Origin of the sequence: Chitinophaga sp. 22308 (assembly GCF_052045305.1) — a bacterium.
Taxonomy (GTDB): domain Bacteria; phylum Bacteroidota; class Bacteroidia; order Chitinophagales; family Chitinophagaceae; genus Chitinophaga; species Chitinophaga varians_A.
Genome location: NZ_JBQEOP010000005.1, coordinates 593,165 through 613,915, shown reverse-complemented (window position 1 = coordinate 613,915; position 20,751 = coordinate 593,165). Strand labels below are relative to the sequence as shown.

18 protein-coding genes are annotated in these 20,751 nt (G+C 43.1%); 6 read left to right on the top strand and 12 right to left on the bottom strand.

Going from position 1 to position 20,751, the window contains the following annotated elements; translation table 11 throughout:
• Positions 1 to 205: 205 nt before the first annotated feature.
• From ACTJJS_RS22850 to ACTJJS_RS22830, 5 genes are all read left to right on the top strand, one after another.
• A complete protein-coding gene (locus ACTJJS_RS22850; protein ID WP_440665360.1) occupies positions 206 to 3,763 on the top strand; it encodes a SusC/RagA family TonB-linked outer membrane protein in 3,558 nt (1,185 codons plus the stop codon).
• A gap of 15 nt (positions 3,764 to 3,778) precedes the next feature.
• Entirely contained in the window at positions 3,779 to 5,236 is a 1,458-nt protein-coding gene (locus ACTJJS_RS22845) for a RagB/SusD family nutrient uptake outer membrane protein (RefSeq protein ID WP_440665359.1), read from the top strand.
• Between the two features lie 107 nt (positions 5,237 to 5,343).
• Positions 5,344 to 6,630, top strand: a complete 1,287-nt coding sequence (locus tag ACTJJS_RS22840) for a TlpA family protein disulfide reductase (RefSeq protein ID WP_440665358.1) — start codon at positions 5,344 to 5,346, stop codon at positions 6,628 to 6,630.
• Between the two features lie 55 nt (positions 6,631 to 6,685).
• Positions 6,686 to 7,603: a peroxiredoxin family protein gene (locus ACTJJS_RS22835; RefSeq protein ID WP_440665357.1), complete on the top strand. Its 918-nt coding sequence runs from the start codon at positions 6,686 to 6,688 to the stop codon at positions 7,601 to 7,603.
• Between the two features lie 94 nt (positions 7,604 to 7,697).
• A complete protein-coding gene (locus ACTJJS_RS22830) occupies positions 7,698 to 8,846 on the top strand; it encodes a redoxin domain-containing protein (protein ID WP_440665356.1) in 1,149 nt (382 codons plus the stop codon).
• Between the two features lie 307 nt (positions 8,847 to 9,153).
• On the opposite strand, the gene ACTJJS_RS22825 is transcribed toward ACTJJS_RS22830, so the two are convergent.
• The 5 genes from ACTJJS_RS22825 to ACTJJS_RS22805 form a co-directional block, all read right to left on the bottom strand.
• Positions 9,154 to 10,869 (bottom strand): DUF2326 domain-containing protein, encoded by a 1,716-nt coding sequence (locus tag ACTJJS_RS22825; protein WP_440665355.1) that lies wholly within the window; start codon positions 10,867 to 10,869, stop codon positions 9,154 to 9,156.
• Positions 10,870 to 10,872: 3 nt separating this feature from the next.
• Positions 10,873 to 11,106, bottom strand: coding sequence for a hypothetical protein (locus ACTJJS_RS22820; RefSeq protein ID WP_440665354.1), 234 nt, complete (start codon positions 11,104 to 11,106; stop codon positions 10,873 to 10,875).
• Complete coding sequence (locus tag ACTJJS_RS22815; RefSeq protein WP_440665353.1) at positions 11,099 to 12,136, bottom strand: SMEK domain-containing protein; 1,038 nt, start codon at positions 12,134 to 12,136, stop codon at positions 11,099 to 11,101. The genes ACTJJS_RS22820 and ACTJJS_RS22815 overlap by 8 nt, the downstream gene beginning before the upstream one ends.
• A gap of 84 nt (positions 12,137 to 12,220) precedes the next feature.
• Positions 12,221 to 12,697 carry a JAB domain-containing protein gene (locus ACTJJS_RS22810; protein WP_440665352.1) on the bottom strand — a complete coding sequence of 159 codons (477 nt, stop codon included), beginning with the start codon at positions 12,695 to 12,697 and terminating at the stop codon, positions 12,221 to 12,223.
• Positions 12,694 to 13,368, bottom strand: a complete 675-nt coding sequence (locus ACTJJS_RS22805) for a hypothetical protein (RefSeq protein ID WP_440665351.1) — start codon at positions 13,366 to 13,368, stop codon at positions 12,694 to 12,696. The genes ACTJJS_RS22810 and ACTJJS_RS22805 overlap by 4 nt, the downstream gene beginning before the upstream one ends.
• A gap of 475 nt (positions 13,369 to 13,843) precedes the next feature.
• Between ACTJJS_RS22805 and ACTJJS_RS22800 the strand changes: the two genes are divergently transcribed.
• Entirely contained in the window at positions 13,844 to 14,011 is a 168-nt protein-coding gene (locus ACTJJS_RS22800) for a hypothetical protein (protein WP_440665350.1), read from the top strand.
• 38 nt (positions 14,012 to 14,049) lie between these two features.
• Here ACTJJS_RS22800 and ACTJJS_RS22795 read toward each other — a convergent pair whose 3' ends face one another.
• From ACTJJS_RS22795 to ACTJJS_RS22765, 7 genes are all read right to left on the bottom strand, one after another.
• Positions 14,050 to 15,333, bottom strand: a complete 1,284-nt coding sequence (locus ACTJJS_RS22795) for a DUF6538 domain-containing protein (protein WP_440665349.1) — start codon at positions 15,331 to 15,333, stop codon at positions 14,050 to 14,052.
• Between the two features lie 952 nt (positions 15,334 to 16,285).
• Positions 16,286 to 17,176 (bottom strand): hypothetical protein, encoded by an 891-nt coding sequence (locus tag ACTJJS_RS22790; protein ID WP_440665348.1) that lies wholly within the window; start codon positions 17,174 to 17,176, stop codon positions 16,286 to 16,288.
• On the bottom strand, positions 17,151 to 17,471 hold the full coding sequence (locus ACTJJS_RS22785; protein ID WP_440665347.1) for a hypothetical protein: 321 nt from the start codon (positions 17,469 to 17,471) through the stop codon (positions 17,151 to 17,153). Before ACTJJS_RS22785 ends, ACTJJS_RS22790 begins: the two co-directional genes overlap by 26 nt.
• Positions 17,472 to 17,498: 27 nt before the next feature.
• On the bottom strand, positions 17,499 to 17,990 hold the full coding sequence (locus tag ACTJJS_RS22780) for a hypothetical protein (protein WP_440665346.1): 492 nt from the start codon (positions 17,988 to 17,990) through the stop codon (positions 17,499 to 17,501).
• Positions 17,987 to 18,772 carry a recombinase family protein gene (locus ACTJJS_RS22775; RefSeq protein ID WP_440665345.1) on the bottom strand — a complete coding sequence of 262 codons (786 nt, stop codon included), beginning with the start codon at positions 18,770 to 18,772 and terminating at the stop codon, positions 17,987 to 17,989. Before ACTJJS_RS22775 ends, ACTJJS_RS22780 begins: the two co-directional genes overlap by 4 nt.
• A 120-nt stretch (positions 18,773 to 18,892) precedes the next feature.
• Positions 18,893 to 19,456 carry a hypothetical protein gene (locus ACTJJS_RS22770; protein ID WP_440665344.1) on the bottom strand — a complete coding sequence of 188 codons (564 nt, stop codon included), beginning with the start codon at positions 19,454 to 19,456 and terminating at the stop codon, positions 18,893 to 18,895.
• Between the two features lie 27 nt (positions 19,457 to 19,483).
• Positions 19,484 to 20,719, bottom strand: a complete 1,236-nt coding sequence (locus tag ACTJJS_RS22765; protein ID WP_440665343.1) for a hypothetical protein — start codon at positions 20,717 to 20,719, stop codon at positions 19,484 to 19,486.
• Between the last annotated feature and the right edge of the window lie 32 nt (positions 20,720 to 20,751).

Below are 20,751 nucleotides of genomic sequence, written 5' to 3'. Positions count from 1 at the left end.
GTTATTAATAACGCATTGAGCAGGCCGCTTAGTAAAGAACATGCATGCCGGTATATCTCCGGTAATGATCTGGTATGTAAATACAAAAACCAACCAAAATTATTTAGAGAGTATGCGTTTTTCTGCTTTAAACCAGCCGTGGAGGCTGGGAGTACCCTGGCGTGGGTTCTCCTGCCGTCCAATATCAACCAAAATAGGGTTTACGATGAAACTAACTTTTGTTTTATTAACTGTTTTCCTAATTCAGGTACAAGCCATAGGACTGGCGCAATCTATCACTGCCAAATTACACAAAGAGCCTTTGCGTAACGTGTTTAAAATTATTGAGAAACAGACGGGAGTAACTGTTTTCTATAATGATGAACATATTAAGAATGCGCATCCTGTGACTATTGAAGCACAGCAAATGCCATTGGACGATTTCCTTACTGCCATTTTGAAGCCGGAGAAACTTGTTTTCGAGATAAAGCAGGGGAATGTGGTAGTGATGCGCAAAGATATTGGCGCATCCGATAAAAATGGAAATTTATCCGCTGCTGCGGAGCCTAAAACGAAAGTGTCGGGATTAATCACGGACTCTGATAAAAACCCGCTGCCCGGTGCTACCATCCGTATTAAAGGCAGCCAGGTAGTAGCCGTGAGTGATGAAAAGGGAACGTTTCATATAGAAGCGGAAAAAGGCGCAGCGTTGATAATAAGCTTCATTGGGTTCAATGAAAAAGAGGTGAAGGTGAACGATGTGGAAATGATTTCGGTTATTCTGGCGCCTTCGGAACAAAAGCTGGGATCTATTGAAATTGTTTCTACAGGTTATCAGAATATTACCAGGGAACGAAATACGGGGGCAGTAGCGAAAGTGGACATGGGCACTGTTGCCAACAGGTCCAGTAGTACTAATATTCTTCAAAGACTGGACGGGCTTGTGCCCGGCCTGGTGGTAAACAATGCACCGGGCGGAGAGCCGTTGCTGGTTCGGGGTCTGACTTCCCTCAACTCCACCAGGTCGCCATTGATCGTGGTAGACGGTGTGGAATTACCGGGTGATAATACCAGTGACGCATCCCGCAGTAATATTATGAACATCTCTAATCCCATCGCTAATATCAATCCACAGGATATTGAGGATATAACTGTGCTGAAAGATGCCTCCGCAGCTTCTATCTGGGGCGCAAAAGCGGCGAACGGGGTAATTGTTATTACTACCAAAAAAGGTAAAACAGGACAAAAACTACGGGTCGATTACGACGGTTATTATAATTTCCAGGGTAAACCGGATCTGTCCTATATCCCGAAAATGAACAGCCGGGATTTTATCGCTACCGCAAAAGAAATCTTTCCTCAATTTGCGCCTTATTATGACTGGAATGCAGTACAGACCCTTGCTCCGGTTCCTCCGCACCTGCAGATTCAATATGATGCGTATCGGGGGCTGATCACCGGTGCGCAGGCGGACAAGGCGCTGGATAGTTTGGCTGCCATCGATAACAGGAGTGAAATTTCCAGTATTTTTTACAGAAATGCAGCCGCAACTAATCATACGGTTTCCCTTTCAGGAGGCGGTGACATCTACAGTTTTTATGGATCGCTGAGCTATACCGGTATTCAAAGCAGCACACCAGGTGAACGGAACAATTCGTATAAGTTGAATGTCAGACAGGATTTCAATTTCAATAAAAAATTACAATTATCGGTAGTCACCGATCTCACTAATACTGTAGCAAGTACCTCAAATCTGGGTATAGGAGTGCTGGCCCCGGATGTTTCCATCGTACCTTATCAGCGGTTCCGCGATAATGCAGGAAATCCGCTGGCGGTGAATTTCATGGGAAATTACAGTGATTCTCTCAGGCTTGATTATGCTGCCAGAAGCCGGGTTAACCTGGACTACGTTCCGCTTGATGAGTTTAACAGGGGATATTCAAAGAGCAGCAGTATATCCGGAAGAGTGGTGGGAAGCGCGAAATTACAATTGCTGAAAGGACTTCGCTTTGAAGGTACTTATGGCTACCAGACGTTTGCAAGAAACAACAGGACAGTTCAGTACCAGGAAAGTTACGCGGTAAGGGACCAGCTGGTAGGTTTTACACAGGCACCAACTGTAAACAGCACGCCCAGGTATTGGTTGCCAAAGGATGGAGGGACGCTCAATGTAAATAATGCGTCTCAGAAAAACTGGACGGTAAGAAATCAGCTGATATTTGATCGGAACTGGGACCCGCACCAGCTAACGGTAATGGCAGGACAGGAAGCTACAAGTTCCACACCATTGACATCATACGCTACTTACTATGGATGGGATGATCAGTTGCAGGTTTCCCGTCCGGTAAATATTGATACACTCATGAAAGGGATTACCGGAACGGTATCCGGCCTGCTGGGAAGAGTGTTACGATCAAATAATGTGGGTGGAGGAGAAGGGGCTATCGCAAGGACCACCTCTTACTATTCTACATTGGGATACATGTACCAATGGAAGTATGCACTGAATGCGAGTTGGAGGATTGATGAGAGCAACTTATTCGGTCTTGCCAAAGCTGCTCAGAACAGACCCGTTTATAGCATAGGCGGTAAATGGTTGCTGAACAGGGAAGATTTTATGAAATCATTTACATGGCTGGACCGCCTCCACCTGAGATTTACCTATGGCATAACAGGGAATGCACCCAAGCCTGCTCAGGCAGCATCATTCGATATCCTGAAAGATTCATCGAACGTAAACTATGTAACAGGAGTTGGTTTGGTTATAGGAACTCCCGGCAACGACAGGCTTACCTGGGAGGGAACCACTGTCTATAATGCAGGACTGGATTTTACAGTGCTCGGTGGCAGATTGGGCGGTTCGATAGACGGATATATAAAAAGGACCAATAACCTGATCGGCTCATTGATGACGGCGCCGCTGACCGGATATGCAACTGTTATCGGTAATTACGGGGACCTTGAAAATAAAGGATTTGAGTTTAGCCTGACATCGCTTAATGTCATTTCCCGGGATTTCAACTGGAATACAGTCCTGAACCTGTCGTACAACAAAAATAAGATAACAAGGATGGCGACGGCAACCGCCATTACAACCGGTACAGGAATGATTGGAACATCCTTTATGGAAGGCAAACCTGCATACGCTGTATTTGAATTCATCAACGGCGGACTTAACGCTGCGGGAGATCCGCAGATCATCCAGGCCGATGGAAAAATACTGTCTGATAAAAATGGCTCCAAGCCGGAAGACGTTCATTTGGCAGGAACTTCTCAACCCATCGTGACAGGTGGATTCTTCAACACATTTTATTACAGGCGGTTTCAATTGGGAATTAATATCAGCTTTAACTTAGGACATGTATTGTTCCGGGATTTTAATAATTTTTGGCAGGACCCCCTTTATCAGAACACGCTTCAACCCGAATTTGCTAATCGCTGGAAGGCACCGGGAGATGAAAATAAAACCAATATCCCCAGGTATGCCTATAACAGTACCATCGACAACGGCAGAAATATCTATTACTACACCTACTCCAACCTGAATTCATTTGATGCGTCTTATGCAAAGATCAGGGAGATCACGCTTTCCTATGATGTAGGTAAGACATTGGTCCGGAGACTGCACGCGGAAGGATTGACTTTCAGGGCACAGGTATCCAATCTTATGCTCTGGAAAAAGAACCACTTCGGGATCGATCCGGAGTTTCAGTCGCCTGCAGGTGTCAGAAATATCCGTATAGGACAAGGTACATTCACAGTTGGCGCACACATTACTCTTTAATTAAACCTGCTTAAGATGATGAAATCCATTCATAGGGCATTATTACCCATTCTGTTTATATCGTTGATGCTTCAGACCTCATGCTCCAAAGACTTTTTGGAAATTGAGCCTAAAGGCTCCCGTGTGGCAAAAATGACGCCGGACTACGAGCAATTAATGAATGCAGTGAGCTTGCAGGTTTCCTATCCTCCGTCTTTGTATATGGGTGATGAAATGGCAGCCCAGGCAACCTACATGGATGCGGCCCAGATCAGGACGCAAAGGTTGTTCAGGTTTGAAGCAAGGGTATATGATGAAGATCAGCTTCCCAATGAAACCTGGCCACTGACCAACAATTATACCTTTAATAAAGTCATAAACGAAGTGATGCAATCGCAGGGAGGGACCGATCAGCAAAAACGTGCCATTCTCGCAGAAGCCAAAGTGGGAAGGGCGCTTTGCCATCTTTATTTTCTGAATGATTTTTCGTTGCCCTATAATGCTGCTACAGCTGCTACCGATCTGGGGGTGCCGCTGCTAACAAAGGCAGATGTGACCCAAACAACCTTTGTAAGGGCCTCTGTACAGGAATGTTACGATTTTATCATAAAGGATTTAACAGATGCCTTGCCAGACCTTGGTCCATTAACACACAGACGAAAATTTTCCAGGCTGGCGGCAGAATTTATATTGGGCCGTGTTTATCTGTATATGGCAAAGTTCAGCGAGGCCAGCGCACATGTGGATGCTGCATTCGCGGAGCTTGGCAAAGCTGAAGTGCCGCTCGCGCTATACGATTATAACGTAGTGCTTGATCCTGATAACGATAATTCATGGTTTCCTGACTTCGGTTTCGGACTTTCAAATTATCCGTTGGCTGCCAATAACGCACAGGTGATATACAATCTCAGTATGATTAATTTTCAGCTGCAACAAGCCAATACCTATGTGTTTTCTCCAGAAACGGCCGCCTTGTACGATCCGGCAGATAAACGCCTGAAACTGTTCTCGGGAACTGAAATGTTTAATCCCGACAAAACCTTTCCTGGAGGAATGAGACGCTACTCCGCATCACTTTTTTCCGGGTTGGAAATCGGCCCCTCATTACCTGACCTCTACCTGATGCGCGCAGAGCTTAAAGCAAGGGCAGGCGACCTTGTGGGGGCAAAGAGCGATCTCGAAATGCTGCGGTCCAAAAGAATGCCTGCCAATATCGCCACGGTACCTGCTAATATAGCCGAAAACAAAGAGGCATTGGTCCGTTATATCCTTGATGAACGTATTCGTGAATTCGCCACCTCCGGCATGCGCTGGTGGGATATGCGCCGGCTTTCAGTTGACCCGGTTTACAGCAATACAGTTAACTACACACATAAACTGTATGATGACGCCGGCAACGTAGTGGCTACCTATACGCTCAGGCCCGCGAGATTTGCCCTGAAGTTCGGGGAAAGGATGCTGGCCGCAAACAAGGGATTGGTGGAAAATGAATAGAACTGGTAATTCAATGGCAGCTTGCAGTTGTTCCGTATTTACCTGCCAGGAAATTCAATCGTAATAGTTCAAAATTTTTAATACCGTTTAATCTGAATATGATGAAAATGAAAAAGTTAATCTTGCTGTTGCTGATTTCCGGTTCCGTCTTCGCGCAGCAATCGCCATCTGCGAAGTATAACTTTCAGGATTTTACTTCCATAGTAAACGTGGAAGACCAGGAGAAGCAATACAATGAAATGCTGAAGGCAAATCCAATAGACCCCGCCAAACCATCCATGTATGAGGAATACCGTGCGCAGCTGGCTATGGGATGGCTTGCCAAAGGAAACTTTGAACGTTATTGGTTTTATAAAAACACCAGGCCAAAATTCAACGTACTTCAATTCCTGTCTCTGACTTATGCGCTGGATAATCTATTTGATGCAAATACCAACCGGGGCGAAGTGGAAAAGGTTTCAGCCGGTATATTGGAAGATCTGAACACGGGAGCAATGAAAGACGGAATTGGCAGAATACAGACCGTTATGGAAATAAACGCAGCCGCAAATGCCCAACTGGGAAATACAGATAAGGCATTACAGTTATTAGCGAAATCTTCCGAAGTAAAAGACGGTATGCGCGAAATGCACTATTTCAAAGATGCCAAATCCAACTACCTGAACCGGTATGGGGTAGTGATGTTTGCTGCGGGAAAGTACCAGGTGGCATTCGATACCCTGAGTAAAGCATTCAGGGAGGCGGAGTCAAACCCGGTTATGGTTAATACATTCAGGTTGGTATATAAAAAGGTAAAAGGTACCGAAAACGGATTTGACAAATATCTTAAATCCCTGAAAGATGAAGCATACCATCACTGTTATAAGGAAGTGGAAAAATTGTACATAGCATCACCCAAAAAAACGCTCGATGGTGCAGTTCCAACCCCGGGAGGAGATGGTAAAATGTTTACGCTTTTCCACGCCACGAAACCTGTAGAAGAGGTATCATTGCCGGACCTGGATGGAAAAGTCGTTCATCTGAGGGATTATAGGAACAAGGTGCTGGCCCTTGATTTCTGGTCTACAGGATGTACCCCATGTGTAGCCGCCTTCAGCGGATTTGAGCGAGTGGTGGCAGATTATAAAAAAGATGTATTTCAAATGTTTGTGGTAAGCCTGTTTGAGGACAGGGCTACCGTGAAAACTTTCGTGAAGAAAAAAGGAATCGCCCTCGATGTTTTACAAGATGAGGAAAACAAGTTCTTTGATGTCCAGGGAACACCCACTAAAATCATATTTGACCCATTGGGCAATATAAGATTCTTTAGTTCTGGTTACGCTGGTTCTACAGATAGGGAGTACTATAAACTGAAGTCCATGGTGGAGATCACAAAATCCCGGTATAAAGGGTAATGCAATTAATAACTGAATTTAAACGAAGGTGGCCTTTGCCCTGCAAAAAGTATTTATGAGAAGAGTGATTTTTTTGATATTGACCAGTCTGGCAGCTTTGTCCGGCATTGCGCAGGACAATCACCCGGTTTCATGGAAGTTCCAAAGCGACTCAATAGCGCCGCTCACTTTTAAGATTGCCTTCGTGGCGTCTATCAACGAACCATTTCATATTTATCCACAGTCTTATGATGGAGGGATGGGAATGCCTACTACCATTACATGGGGAGAAAATCCGAATGTTCAGTTGATAGGACAGATGGAGGAAAAAGGAGCAGCTTCTGTTGCCGGGGAAACGGTGGCTTATTACGCGAAGGGTGTTACGTTTTCACAAACTATCAAACTCAAGGCAGATGAGAAGACAGTATTGCATTTCCGGATCAGGTATATGGCATGTAATAATCAAATGTGTCTTCCTCCTTCCTCAAAGGAGTATACGCTGATTGTCAATGATGCTAATGGCATTACTGTTACTGCTGAAAATGAAAAAAATATACAGGCGCCGGGTATGCGGGAAGCAGTACAGTATGAGGACTTTGCGCTGCCGGATGTAAAAGGGGAAAAAATCTACACCAAAACAATCATCTCCCATAATAGGTACACATTTATTGATTTCTGGGCCAGTTGGTGTTCGCCATGCAGAATGCAGGCAAAAGCGCTTATTCCGCTTTACGCCAGGTATAGGGCCAAAGGACTGGGTGTAATTGGCGTTTCTCTCGATACGGACGCTGCTGCCTGGAAAAAGGCAATAGAGAAGGATGGTTATACCTGGACCAACCTGGCAGACCTGAAGGGATTTGATTCTCCTGTTACTAAGAAATATCAGATTAAAGCTATTCCCAGGAATTTTCTAGTCGATAAAAAAGGTGTAATTGTTGCCAAAGATCTCCATGGGAAAGAGCTGGAAGCAAAGCTGATGGAACTGTTTGACTAAATGAGAGACGTTTTTCCTGATGGTAAGGGATTTAATCACCCATTGCCATTCTTTTTATAATTCGATTTCTGAATCCTAATTAATCCTGTCTAAATTGAGAAAGTTAATTATAGCCGGTTTGTCAATAGTGCCGTTGACAGCTTTCGCCCAGAGTAATAATAAATTTACTATCAATGGCAAATATGGCACGGGCAACGCTCCTGAAAAGGCATACCTGGAGTATACAATGGAGGGTAAATCCATTATTGATTCCGTTGAATTGAAGAATGGTGCTTTCAGATTTGCCGGCAGGGCGACCACTTCGCCGGTATCCGCTACATTAATCTTTGATACGAAAGGTGTTGGGAGAACTAACAGCCTTGAACAGGTACCCGTTTATCTTGAGCCGGGTAACATTCATGTTAAAACGAACGGAGCTACAGTAGAAGGGGTTCAGGTAACCGGAACGCCCAGGAATAATGATTATAGTGATCTTAATAGCCTGGTGGATGCCGGCTTTGCACAAATGACCGATGAAGACAGGCAATTCATGACAGGAAAGGTATCACCGCAGGCCACGAAGGATTACGAGGCCAGACTGGAAGGCTTTCGGAAGCGGTTTAGTGACATGACCAAAGATGCCTATATGAAGTTCATCAGGTCCCATCCTGCATCAATGCTCAGCCTGGAATTGTTTCCCAAAGTAGCTTACGAACAACGCTATGATGTAGTGAAGCCCCTGTTCGACGGTTTATCATTCAAAATTAAAAATACTAAGGAAGGTAAGAAAGTGGCCGCAAACCTGGATAAAATGAGAGCGACTGCAATAGGCCAACCGGCGCCGGATTTTGAAGTACCCGATGCGGAAGGGAAGCTGGTTAAACTTTCGTCATTTCGTGGTAAATACGTATTGGTCGACTTTTGGGCTTCCTGGTGCGGGCCATGCAGGGCAGAAAACCCAAACCTGGTTAAAGTCTACAATAAATTCAAGGACCAGAACTTCACAATTGTCGGTATTTCCCTCGATAAGTCTGACAGCAAGGCGTTGTGGTTGGCGGCAGTTAAAAATGACGGACTTCCATGGCTTCAACTTTCTGATCTGAAATTTTGGGATAGTGCGGCTGCGAAATCATATGGCGTCCAGGCAATTCCTCAGAATTTTTTGATCGGTCCTGATGGAATTATAGTGGGGAAAACATTGTCAGGAAAGGCGTTGGATGAAACATTAAGCAAAATATTTTATCCTGAGCAGGCGGCTAACTGACATCGGAGGGGTGTGTATTGATGAGTTAAACTGCATGAATAAGCAGTACCGTCCTGGCGTATAAATGCAAATAAAAACTTTTAAAGAAATGGTTCAAAACCTGTTCTCATATTGGATGGAAAGGTGAATAGCAATTTAGACAGGTATAAAACTAAAAAATCCCATAGAACTTGCATTCTATGGGATTTTTGTTTCTTTCGTAGCGAGAACAGAAAGTTTGTTTAATCAATTCACGCAGGATTTAGTGACTTTTTCCAATTTGCCGGGATGACAGATTGGCATTCTTAACTTTGTATAAACTATCTAATTAAGATGATTGAGTTTCTTGGTATTTCTGTTTCAAAAACCTATTTTGTTTTGTGTATATAGCCCGAATGTATGGCGTGAGACCACTATACTCATTTTGGTCGTCTAACTCCAATCTGTCAGAGTTGATCGTTAAAATGTACTGAGTTTCCCGAAATTCAGCTTTTTCTTCTAAAAACTGAATACTCTTAGTTAGAGTATCTTGATCAACATCAAAAATGTTATCGTGAATTAGGAAACCTGGATGGCGATTTTGTGTGTATGAGTTTGTCAGTAGAGCAATATCGTAAATAAAAACCTTTGCTCTCTCTACACTGTGGCTGCCATCGCTGTCAATTCGCATTAATAACTCAATTATCTGCTTGCTCGTTGTTTGTCTTAATTGAAAAGAGGCTTGCTTATTCCCCTGAATGAAGTCATGAATCTCTAATATTGTTTTTTGAAAATTATCAATAATTTTCTTTTGTATTTGAATAAGTGATTGCAGCCTAAGCAGTTCTGTTTCTTTTTTCGTTTTTGCTTTTTGCTTTTGGATTTCTAACTCATCATAGCGGTCTATAAAGCTTCTAAGCTGTGATAATTGATCCGCTTTTTCTTTATACGCTGCATAAGTTTGTTTAAGGTTTTTTAAATCCCCGGATTGGTCTAGGACTTTTAGGTGTTGAGCATATTGTTTATCTAAAGATGTCAACTCTTTATCAATCTCAGAAATTTCTGAAGATAAAGATGCTCTTCTTTCACTTATAAGTCGATTTTGGAATTCATCAATTTTAGCTTTAAAACTCATAGCTTCTTCTAAACTTTTACTAATTAAGTCACCTAACCCCTTGCGAAGCTCTTCGTAGAATTCCGATATTTCTGATGGAGTAATATCGACTTTCTGTGAAACTAGTTTTAATTTAGACAGCTGTACCTTCAAAATCCCCTTCCTCCGCCTTTTTGATTCAATCTGTTCTTCTAAACTTATAATTTCATCTTTTATAATGTCGTATCCAGCCAGATTCTCCAGCCTATCAATGCTGGCTTCAATTGAATGCACTTCATCATCTAATTCATTTAAGTCAGAGCGTGCATCGTCGATGTTCTTTTGACGGATCAGCAAAACGTTTTCTTTAATACGACTGATGTCTTTATTAATATCGTCTATTGTTTTTATATGTTGTTTTATTAGTTCATAGACTTCTATGTCTATACCTAGCAAATATAAATGCGGAGCATAATCTTCCGGAATTCTCAGTTTTGTATCATAACAATTCACTAGAGATTTAAACTCGGAACGTTCATCTCTAATTAATGGGCCCAACATAGCTCTGAAAGAAGGGTATGAATCTTCCGCGTTTGAAAATAGCCTTTCAGTCAAAAAAGCTACAGCATCTTCAACTTTGGCAAAAACTGTTTCATAACCATCTTCAATTATAAGAGGCGTTTCAGAGGCCAGCAGCGAACGCTTTATCGTGTACCGCCTATTATTTATCCTGAAATTTAGGCAAACAAAGGTATCATGAGGAAATACTTCCTTTGGAATTAATGAAACGCGACTATTTACCCTTCTCTTTAACAAGGCGAAGTTTATAAATTCAATACAAAGTGATTTCCCAACTCCATTACGCTTATCACTGGAATCATCTTTTTCTCCCAAAATAATATTTAATCCAGTAGTAAAATCTATTGGGGCTATAATTTCCGGCTCTGTGTATAAGCGTGTTATTGTAAGCATCACTTATTTCTTTATAATATATGAATTATTAAAGTCGATTATATCTACCGCAAATAAAAATAGCATTGCAAAATAAAGGCTCTTAGGGCTAAACCATTTTTCAGTTTTAAAATGATCCGCTACATCAAAGAGGCTTATTTTACTAACTTTCTTATCTGCCATAAATGCGAGTACTTTATAGCCTACAATTGAGGGAGAACTCATTATCTCCTCATCTTTTAAAATTAAATTAGACATTATAAATTTCCTTATTTGGAAAAACGTTACATTTTATTAGTTGATCAATAAGAAAAAATCTTACTGCACTGGAACTATACTCAACACCTTGACGAGACAAAACAGCTTCATGTTTTCCTATTAGTGCTTCTAAAGCTATTTTAGGATCATCATTCATCTCCGTTAGCAGTAAATCACTAGTATGCTTAAGATGTAAACCTAGTCTACGCATTCTTGTATGTCCTATGTCGGATTGTTGCAACACATCTGTCAAAACTAAGCCAAATTCTGTATATAGATCTTGATATTCTTTTATTAAATAGTCTGAATGAGCAGAAAATCTTTTCATTATTTTTCCTTCTGGGTCTGGTTGCTCGATATAACCGTTTCCAGCAGAAGGTTGATTATCATCGCTGAGATAGCCGACTAGAGATATAAACGTTGTTACTTCTTTGGCCAAAGTTTGATCTGATTCGCTTTTGATTTCTTTCTTAAGGAAACCACAGACTTCCTTTATTTTCTCTATTGGCTCATTAAGTATATGTCTAATTAAATAGTCTACGTCCCAAATATCTTCTTTGGTGTCCAATTCGTAGAAGTTTGGATCACCTATTTTTGAAGATTGGTGGTCACTTTTGGCAACAATATTTAAAATAATTAAGCGATCAAATTTCTCATATAGCTTATTTTTTATAAAGCCATTTACAGTCTTTTTGGTTTTAGTTAAGGCTGATGTCGAGGTTACCTGGAAACAAATTCGGGTACTTTCATCGCGTAAGTCGATTGTGTCGGCATTCGCGGTTGCGATATTCGTATTTTCAAGATTCAAACTAAATATAATATTTAGTAGGTCGCGATAAAAGTTCTCTGAAATTATATTAATATCGGTAAGGTTAAGAGGATTTGATAACTGAACCTTTACTTTCAAAAAGGTTAGCTTATTAATTATCTCATCTATGTGACTTTGTCGCTCGATGTTCATGGTCTGGTAAGGATAAATTTCATCTAATATAACTCTTTTAAATATTAAGGTAAAGGTTGGTGTATCCATTGTTTGGAACCCCCGCCGGGAGGGAGAAGGAGGGATGGCGCGGCGGCAGCGCCTCCCTCGGTTCAGTTTTTAAACTTATCATGATTATGGGGACGGCATAAGCCCCTCATCAGCGAAAGAATAATATCGCTGCGGAGTGACGATAAGATGGTCCGTCACGCGTATATCCATAAATTTGCCAGCCTCGCAGAGCTTTTGCGTGATGGCAATGTCCGCCCTACTTGCACATATCCGCTCGGACGGGTGGTTATGCGCCAAGATGATATTCGTCGCCCGTGCCTTTAGGGCGATGGCGAAGATCACTTTCGGATCAACAATACAGGAGCTTACGCCACCTGTTGCGATTTCGGCAATCCCCAAGCAGGCATTGCCTTGATCCAGCAGCAGGATTTTGAACTGTTCGACTAATTCTATTTTGTTCCTATCCCACGTATCCATTAGGACGTCATAGGCATTTGCCGCCTGATGGATGATTATTCGATCTTCCGGCCTTACCTTGTTCCGGTAGATAAGTTCGACTTCGGTAACACTGAAAAGAGAAAGAGGGCTGGATGTTTTCATTTTCCCTCCAGTGCCGCTGTCAAGCCTAACGTGGCCCGGTGCCAAGTATTCACGTCCTGATGCGATGCATACAGGAAATTCATGGGTAAGTGTTCCAGCCCTTCTTCGGCTTTGAAAAGGTCGCGTAGGGCAAGGGTTGCCAGCCTGCCCGCTTCGGTGTTGTCCATCCATGTAAAAGCGGCTTTATAGTCGTATTCTTTTATATAAGCTGGCACTAGTTCCAAATAAGAGGGAAAAGTGCAAATGAATGCATCCCCTCTAAGCGGACATCCATTCTTATTTTGCATGACGGCCGAAAGAAAATCCATAGCGTCCTTAAAAAAATGAATGCTGTCCGGCTTTGTATCAGTGCCACGAATAAATAAGATGTTTCGTTTGCCAACAGTACCGCAGTAATAGGGGTTGAGTATTTCCCAACCGTTATCCTCATTGCGCATCCCTACAGCCAGAAATGATCGGCCTTTTTTGCTGTTAAAGACGCGCACCTGTCGGGCATGTTGTCTTGCCACTTTGTAATGGATACCGTTCCTATGCAAATAATTAATGATACCTCGATGGTTAATGACCGTGGCATCCTCCACCGTCAGGCTAGAACCTTCGGTGATGGTTTCTTCAAACGGAACTGGTTGAATGTGGGCAAGCGGAATGCTTTTCGCTTGTTCATTGTCCATAGCGATCTCCAGAAAATTGTAAAAGAATGTTGATTTCTGGGAAAGACCGGGGGGGGGCCCTTTCCCGCCTTATCGGCTTAGGGCTTTAAATCCGCTTCTGCGAATGCGTCCAATACACTGCGGTAATAATACGTTTTGCCATCCTTTTTCTTAAACGGCTTCAGGTCGTATTGTTTAGTGCTGTCGATTGTCGCCAATGTCCTTGGCGTGGTTCTTAGATACTTTGCGGCCTTTTCTCGACAAAGTTCGTCTTCATGTTGTTCAAACACGAATACCTCCATTCACAGATGTGGATTACATATGAGCACAGCAACACTCAAACAGGAGGCACTGTAATAAAATAACTTATTTATCCCTGTCAAAAAAAACTGTGATTATTGAATGCAAATATAGACCATCAATAAAGGAAGGTTTTTGTGACAGGGGAAACATGTTGTGCTATAAGCCCCGGCTTTTCACTCATGAAAGGATTATTATGGACAATCTGGAACGTGCTTATTTCATCGCGGCGGAAGTTGTCGCAAAATACGGCGCGGCCTATCTCCCGATTTTCGAGCGGCTGCATAGTGAAATAAAAGCCCAACAGCAACAGCAGGAGCTGGTAAAGTTATCTTGTGAGCTGGCCGCTGTTGGCGAAAAATAAAACCAATAAAAAAGCAGCGTGAAAACGCTGCTTTTCAATCAGGGCTTCAATTTTATCTTTTCGAGAAATTCAAGTTTTAGTTCAAGAGACGCGCCTTTCCCGTAATCTTCCCGCTTAAACTTGTGTCCCATTAAATCCGCCTGGACACGGTCAGGGGCTTTCGCTTCTAGCAATCTATCTTGAAGGTTATGTCGGAGGGAATAAAGAGAATGCCTATCGGATGGCTTAAGGCCATTTTCTCTCAGATATTTTCCAATTGCGCTGGAAGCACTATCGGGATTATCCCAATAATCCGTAAATCCGTTAGGGAACTCACGAAAAACGTCAAGCGCATGGCCAACAAGGGGGATAATACGCTCCCGGTATTTTGTTTTCAAACCTTTCTTCTCGCGTGGCACGATGTGGATATGGGGAATAGGATGATCTAGGCGAATATCTTCGGCCTGTAAGCCAATTAATTCAGAAGGTCCGGCCCCTGTTTCAGCGAAAGCAAATACAATGCCTTGCGCTTGTTTATTCATTCCCTTCAAATTTATGGGGTTTAAAAACGTATTGACCAAAAACTCATGATCGAAGGGCAATCGCTTGCTGACATCGTTTGCTGTAAGTTTAATCTTTTTGAATAAACTTGTTTCATCCAGTCTGATGTCGTGGTTTTCGGCCACTACCGTGAGAATCGAGCGTACGTTCATCAAGTCTTTATTTGCAGACGCGGCGATGATCTCTTCGGCTTCTACACGATTAATCTGCCAATCCCTAAACTCTAGCATATCGGAACGGGTGATATCTTGGATTGCCTTATCTCCTATACAATCAACAAAATAGCGCCACGCTTTTTCGCGGGGATTGCGCCATTTCCGTTGCTGATGGCTAGACTTGTTAAGCAGCCTATCCCTAGTAAGCGCCCAAAAACGCGGCAACGCCTCCGATAACATAAGCCGGGGGACTGGCACGCCTCCTAAAACGGCTTCGACATGATATGGATTAAGATCATGCTTTTTAGCCTGTAGCAACCGTTCAATAAGTTGTTCCAGGCGTTGAACGGCTAGATCGGCAGCGGTATAGTAATTGAAACCCAAACTTTGCGCGCGCGAACTTACAGCCCTGTAATGCTGATGACTGTATGTCTCGCCTGTATCAACAAGCGTTTGCCAGTATTTTTCCGTCTTTTCGTTTTGTTCTCGTGCCAGCTTTAGGGCTGCCTTATGGCTATCAGTCCCTAAGGCAATGCGGATACGCTCACGGGGAACATAGGCTCGAAATTGGGCTGGGATGCGGCGGTTGTAGTAATAGGTATTGTTGCGTTTGAGGAGATAATCCATGCGCAATGGGTTCCTTCTTGGGTTACAAAAAGTTCCTAAGTTGCGGATGTCTGTATCATTCCACTGAAGGATTGTGTGAAAAATCCTTAAAAATTAAACACAAAAAAGGCTGACTGGCTTGATTTTGTGTCTAAAAGTGGCGGACAGGATGTATGCCGCTTTATGATCCTATGAACTTTTATTCGGTTAATAATAAAGACTTCTTTTTGCAACGCTGGTGAAATTGGGTACCAATAAGGGGTGCAATAAAAAAGCCCTTCCTGACTTTTGTATCATGACGGGCGCACTAGGTCAAGATTTTGCTGTAATGGTACCAGAGAGGATGGTCAGAATCCTGTTACTGTAGAGCTTGGACATAGGGGTGGATTGAAGGGTAGTAAAGCTAAAAACAGTTAGGTTGACACACCAACAGAAAGATCGGAGATCGTTAAAAAGGCTGATCAAAAGCGTTGGGAAAGCAAGTAGCTAAACTAAATCTCAAAATAAAGTGCTTAATAAAAGTGTTGACACGAGTACATGGCAGTGTATCATTAATTGCAACAGAGTGAACGATACCACCACCACGTTAGTTTGATCCTATTTACCGTGAGGGCATCGATCTACAGTGTGAGCGTACCCACTCCTGTTTACCGAACCTAACCCGCGTGTAATGGCGTACACTAACGGATTTAGGATAGGAACAAACGGCTCGTGCAGTTGTCTGCATGGTCCACCTATGTTCTTGATATGTTAGAAGAAAACGTCTAACAGACCCGTTTGGCACCCCTTGTGCCTGGTCATTCACGCAGAGTACATTAGGGTTCAAGAACAGTGGCGGTGATACCGTCGGGTTAATTATCTCTTAAAGGTAGCTGAAAGTCAAGACCTGTAAATAAAAGTGGGAAGGCTCCGAGTCGCCCGCCCACTGCATTCGGATATTGTTCAAACGATCAAATTGCCGTTATTGAATAGATTATTTATCGTCCCTACCTGCGATAACGATTTTGCCGTGAATCATGGACTGAAACAGGTCGATACCGAATTCCACGCGGTACTTAGTGCAGATAATTTCTTTTAGGATGCGGCGCTTTCCTGACTTCCACCCCTGATAAATAATCTTGCCGATGCCTAGCTTGAGGTAGATAAAGGAAGGGTCGATATTTAGAAATGTTTCTATATGTTTCACCGCCTCGTGAAACGGCCAGATAAAAACGGGTTTTTCCGTGTTCGGCGGTTTCGGGCGCGGCTGGTCACTATAACTACAAGCCATGTATCGATCGGGATTGACAATGACCACGTCTCCCTTTCCCTGCGACAGATACAGGTCGATGCCTAATTCGGTTTTACACCGCTCATAGACGCCGGGGCGTGGCTGCTGAATCGTTCCGTCAAGATATCCGCCATAGACCGAAGGGGAAACACCCAGTTTCGCGGCAACAAAAGATTTGCTGACGTTCAAGCTCGCCTGAATGCGCCGGGCAATAACGTGCAGCGGGGTTATCGTGTTGACTGCGTCCGCTGCGGATATCCGTTTAACGTCCTCCGCTAAATCCGTCTGCGCGCATGACCGAAATAATTCTCGGTCAACGACCACGATTTCCCCCATGCCCAGCGACAGGTAAAAATCGATACCATAGGCGTTTATGAATTTCTCATAGATGGCCGTGTCCTTGGGCCTGCGTACCAATCCCCGCCGCCAGGTGTTATAACGGGCTGCCGGCATCCCCAATTTTGTATAGATGGCCGGGCTGTCCACGCCTAACTTGCTTTCGAGGTCCAACAACATCAGGCGCAGCGGGGTTATGGCGCTCTTTCTTCTCCGCGGACGATGCGGGTTATTAGGCGTTAAAGGGGCTGTCTGCATCGTTCAGGGCGGATTGTGTGCTTAACTTATCTTGTAGATGGGTCGGATAAGGCGGGATTTCTTGGTCTAATTTCAGCGTTTGTTCATCGACAAGAGCCAACAGCGCGCGGCCCAATGTCTGCGCCACTTTCAGTGCCATTTTTTCTTCGGCGGGGCTGCCCATATGCGGATATCGAATCCGGCGGTAAAAGGTCGGCGTGCTCCACTGGCATTCGACCTCGACGACTGTCCTGAAGTTCAGCGTCATATCATTAATATACTCATAGACAGTTGATAAAGCATTTACGGTTTTCATCGTGGATTATTTAGCGGTGAAAGAATTTTATTCTCTTGTCAGTTCCAACAAGGCTTCGGCGGTTTTTTCATTGCCGCCGTTATTGATCGGCTGGCGGTGGCGGATAGTCAGAACCGATCCGGTATAAGACACGATTTCCCAATCGGTGGCCCATTGGCGGTCAACCGTGTGAATTTTCTTCCCGTCATCCATGAGCGACCATTTTCCGGTATGAGGTAAATGATCCTGCGTGACGATGCCCGTTTGCGTGAAGGTGCTGTCTTTCACGTCCAGCGTGGAATGATCCCATAGTTCAGCATTGAGACCGTTTTTCTCAATGCCTGCGCGGCGCAGGAGTTTTTCAGCACCGTCATAGTAGTTAAAGACGCCTTTCGTGATGGACCAAGTGCCGACGATTTTCGTCTTGTCGATAGGCTGGGACGCAGCGGGCGGCGTTTTATCCTCTTTAGAACAACTGCCGAAACAAAAAAGGCTGGCGGCGCATATAAACGCTAAGCGCGATAAAAATCTGTTCATCATGATGGTAATTGAGGTGAGAAATGTAGCTCTTTGATTAGGTGCAAGAGATTGCACACCGTGTTACGGTGCCATTTATAGCCGCGCCCGTGAAATGGGCTGATGCGGCGGTGGTTGAGTTCCGCGGCCAGCGCGCGGATCGTAGTAAAGCCTTGTGCTATCAAATCCTGAATGGTCGGGTCCATCTTCCGGGCGAAAGCCCTGGACAGAAGTTTGTTTTTCAACGCCAGTTGTTTACAGGCCGTGCCTAGCTTTACGCCGCGCCGCTTGGCGGCCTGCAGGGCGGCGCTGGTGCGTTTGCTTATTACAATCCCCTCGCGCTCGGCACGGATAAAATCGTCCAGCAGGTCTAATTTGGTGGCTAATGGCTTGTCTGCGGCGATTAAATCCAATTTGCTGTTCAGCAATCGCGCACCGAATAAGGCTTTACGGGTCAGACGGTCGCACTTCGCAATGACCAAAATAAATCCTGCTTTTAAGCAATCCTTGATGGCTTTTAAAAGGACGGGGCGCTCGTTCTTCTTACCGCTTTCAATCTCAAAATACTCGCGAACGATGACGATATCTGTAAGCTGCATGAGGGCATTTACGTCATATTGCTGAGACGCTAAACCATGCCCTGTCTCTTTCTGACCATCGGTGGAAACTCTAAAATAGGCGAAAGCGAACCGCATGAGCGTTGCCTCTTTCTGTCCACATATGAACGAACGTTTATCTTTGGACAAGAAACATAAATATTCAATGAGGCGTTCATCTAAAACCCATTGATATGAAGCATTTTTCAAAAAGGGAAAACGGGAAAACAGGCGACTTTTTGTCCATACATGAACGTTCCTTCATATATGGACAAATTTTTTTTAGAAAATTATTTGCAAGGTGAGAATGACGAGGCCGGATGGAATAATCTATCTCTCTAATTCGATGTCGTGATCGGCAGGGTACAGGTCATTGGCGGGGTAGTTAAGCTGCGTTTCCCACTCGCGCTCGAGGGCTTCGTATTTCATCGCTGCGAATAGTTTCGCGGTGATTTCTTTGGCTTTTTCACTGATATGCGGCGCCGCCGGGTTTTCTAAGCGTAGTTGATCCGGTTGTTCCGGCGCTTTTTCAGCGGTAAGGATTTTCTCCTTCTCGCTTATAAAGGATTTCACCAGCTCCTGTCGTTGCTGCTGTGTCTTCAACGCCTCTTCATGGGCGGCCTGATGACGAGCATTTTCAATGTTAATTTCTTGCGCTTCTTTAAGCAATTCCTGGTCGAGGATAGCGGCACGTTCATGCGGCTTTAGCGGGCGTTGGTTTTCTTTGAAGGCGCTATTATAATCGAGATAGCCTTTTAGCTGCGTGTAATACTGTCTTTCGTATTCTTGTTTTACAGTAAGATTATCTCGCCATCTTTTTTCTATGTGATCGAATTGCTCGTTATTCATGTGGATCATTTGATCCAGCAATTCCTGGGGGATTTGGTTGGGCATACATTGGAAATATTACGATTGTTACCTTTAATTATTGTGTACGGGATTTTCTAGTATTATATGTCTTAAGTCATTTTGAATGACTGGGGTATCCAGAAAGTCAATGTCAATGTTTTTTAATTTATCAAATATCTTCTTCTCCGTTTTTGTCAATGTTCCACATCTATTTCTATAAGAGAAATCAGCCAGCATAGTACTAAAACTAGATCCCAGCCCACAATGCGCAATAGAATCAAAACTTAACAATTGTCTTTTTCTTTTTCCTTTTCCTAAGAACATAGAACATTGTGCAATCAGGTTTTTCCCAAATACTTTCGTTAACCAATTGAACGCTATTTCAAAACAAAGTGAATTATCAAAACATTTAAGAAACCATCTGTCTTCACATGAGCTGCATGTAGCAATACCTTTCACAGATATAGTTGTCTGATGATTGTATAATTGGAAATAAAGAGTTTGGTTATCTCGCTTGCCTAAAAATGAAAGTGAATAACTTTGCGTTACCTTTATATGCGAAGAGTCCCTACCAATGGAATATGATTCCCCCGAATAGATTGTCCAATTAGTGAAACTGAAAACGTCTATCATGTTACGGCAATCACCATAAATCTCCATTTGGAAGTTCATTTTTTTATCTGAATTTTGATGAGCCGCTTCGGCATTATCATCGTTCTCCCCCTTTGGTTTTGGCTTTACCATCAGTGTTGCGTCAATTACCTTCTTCCAATCATCAAATATTTTTTTAATCTCTGTATACTCGTTAAGCTTACTCAAATTTGTAAGTATTTTTGCAGATGTGGTTGGCATTTCTCTTTTAGGCAGTTTCTTGTATGCTTCCCACTGCTCTATAAAAGATGGTATTTCTTTGAAAAAATCTCCTATATTTTTAATGAATTTTGTTACCATCTTTCCCGTCACGTTTAAACGTTCGAGTTTCTCTGAACAGTGACTTTGAGCACTCTCTTCTTTTAAACCAAATAATTGCGCTACAAAAAATTTCCTAATCGATTGCGAGGAGTGTCGATTTTTGGGCATTTTCCCTTGAATGCCTTGTACTTTTATAAAATAAGTTACGATCTCTTTGTAGATATTCGTTTCCGTCACTTCTAATAAGCCTTCTTTATATACTATTTTTTTTGCATTCTTTTTATCTTTCATATAGACAATTTGAATAGTGAGTATATCTTCCCTCGTTCTTATATATAAACGTGAAAGTGGGCATTTAGATTTATCCCAAAAATGATACTGTTTCTCTTTTTTCACAAAAAGAAGAGTTCAAAAATTCAAATTTTGAA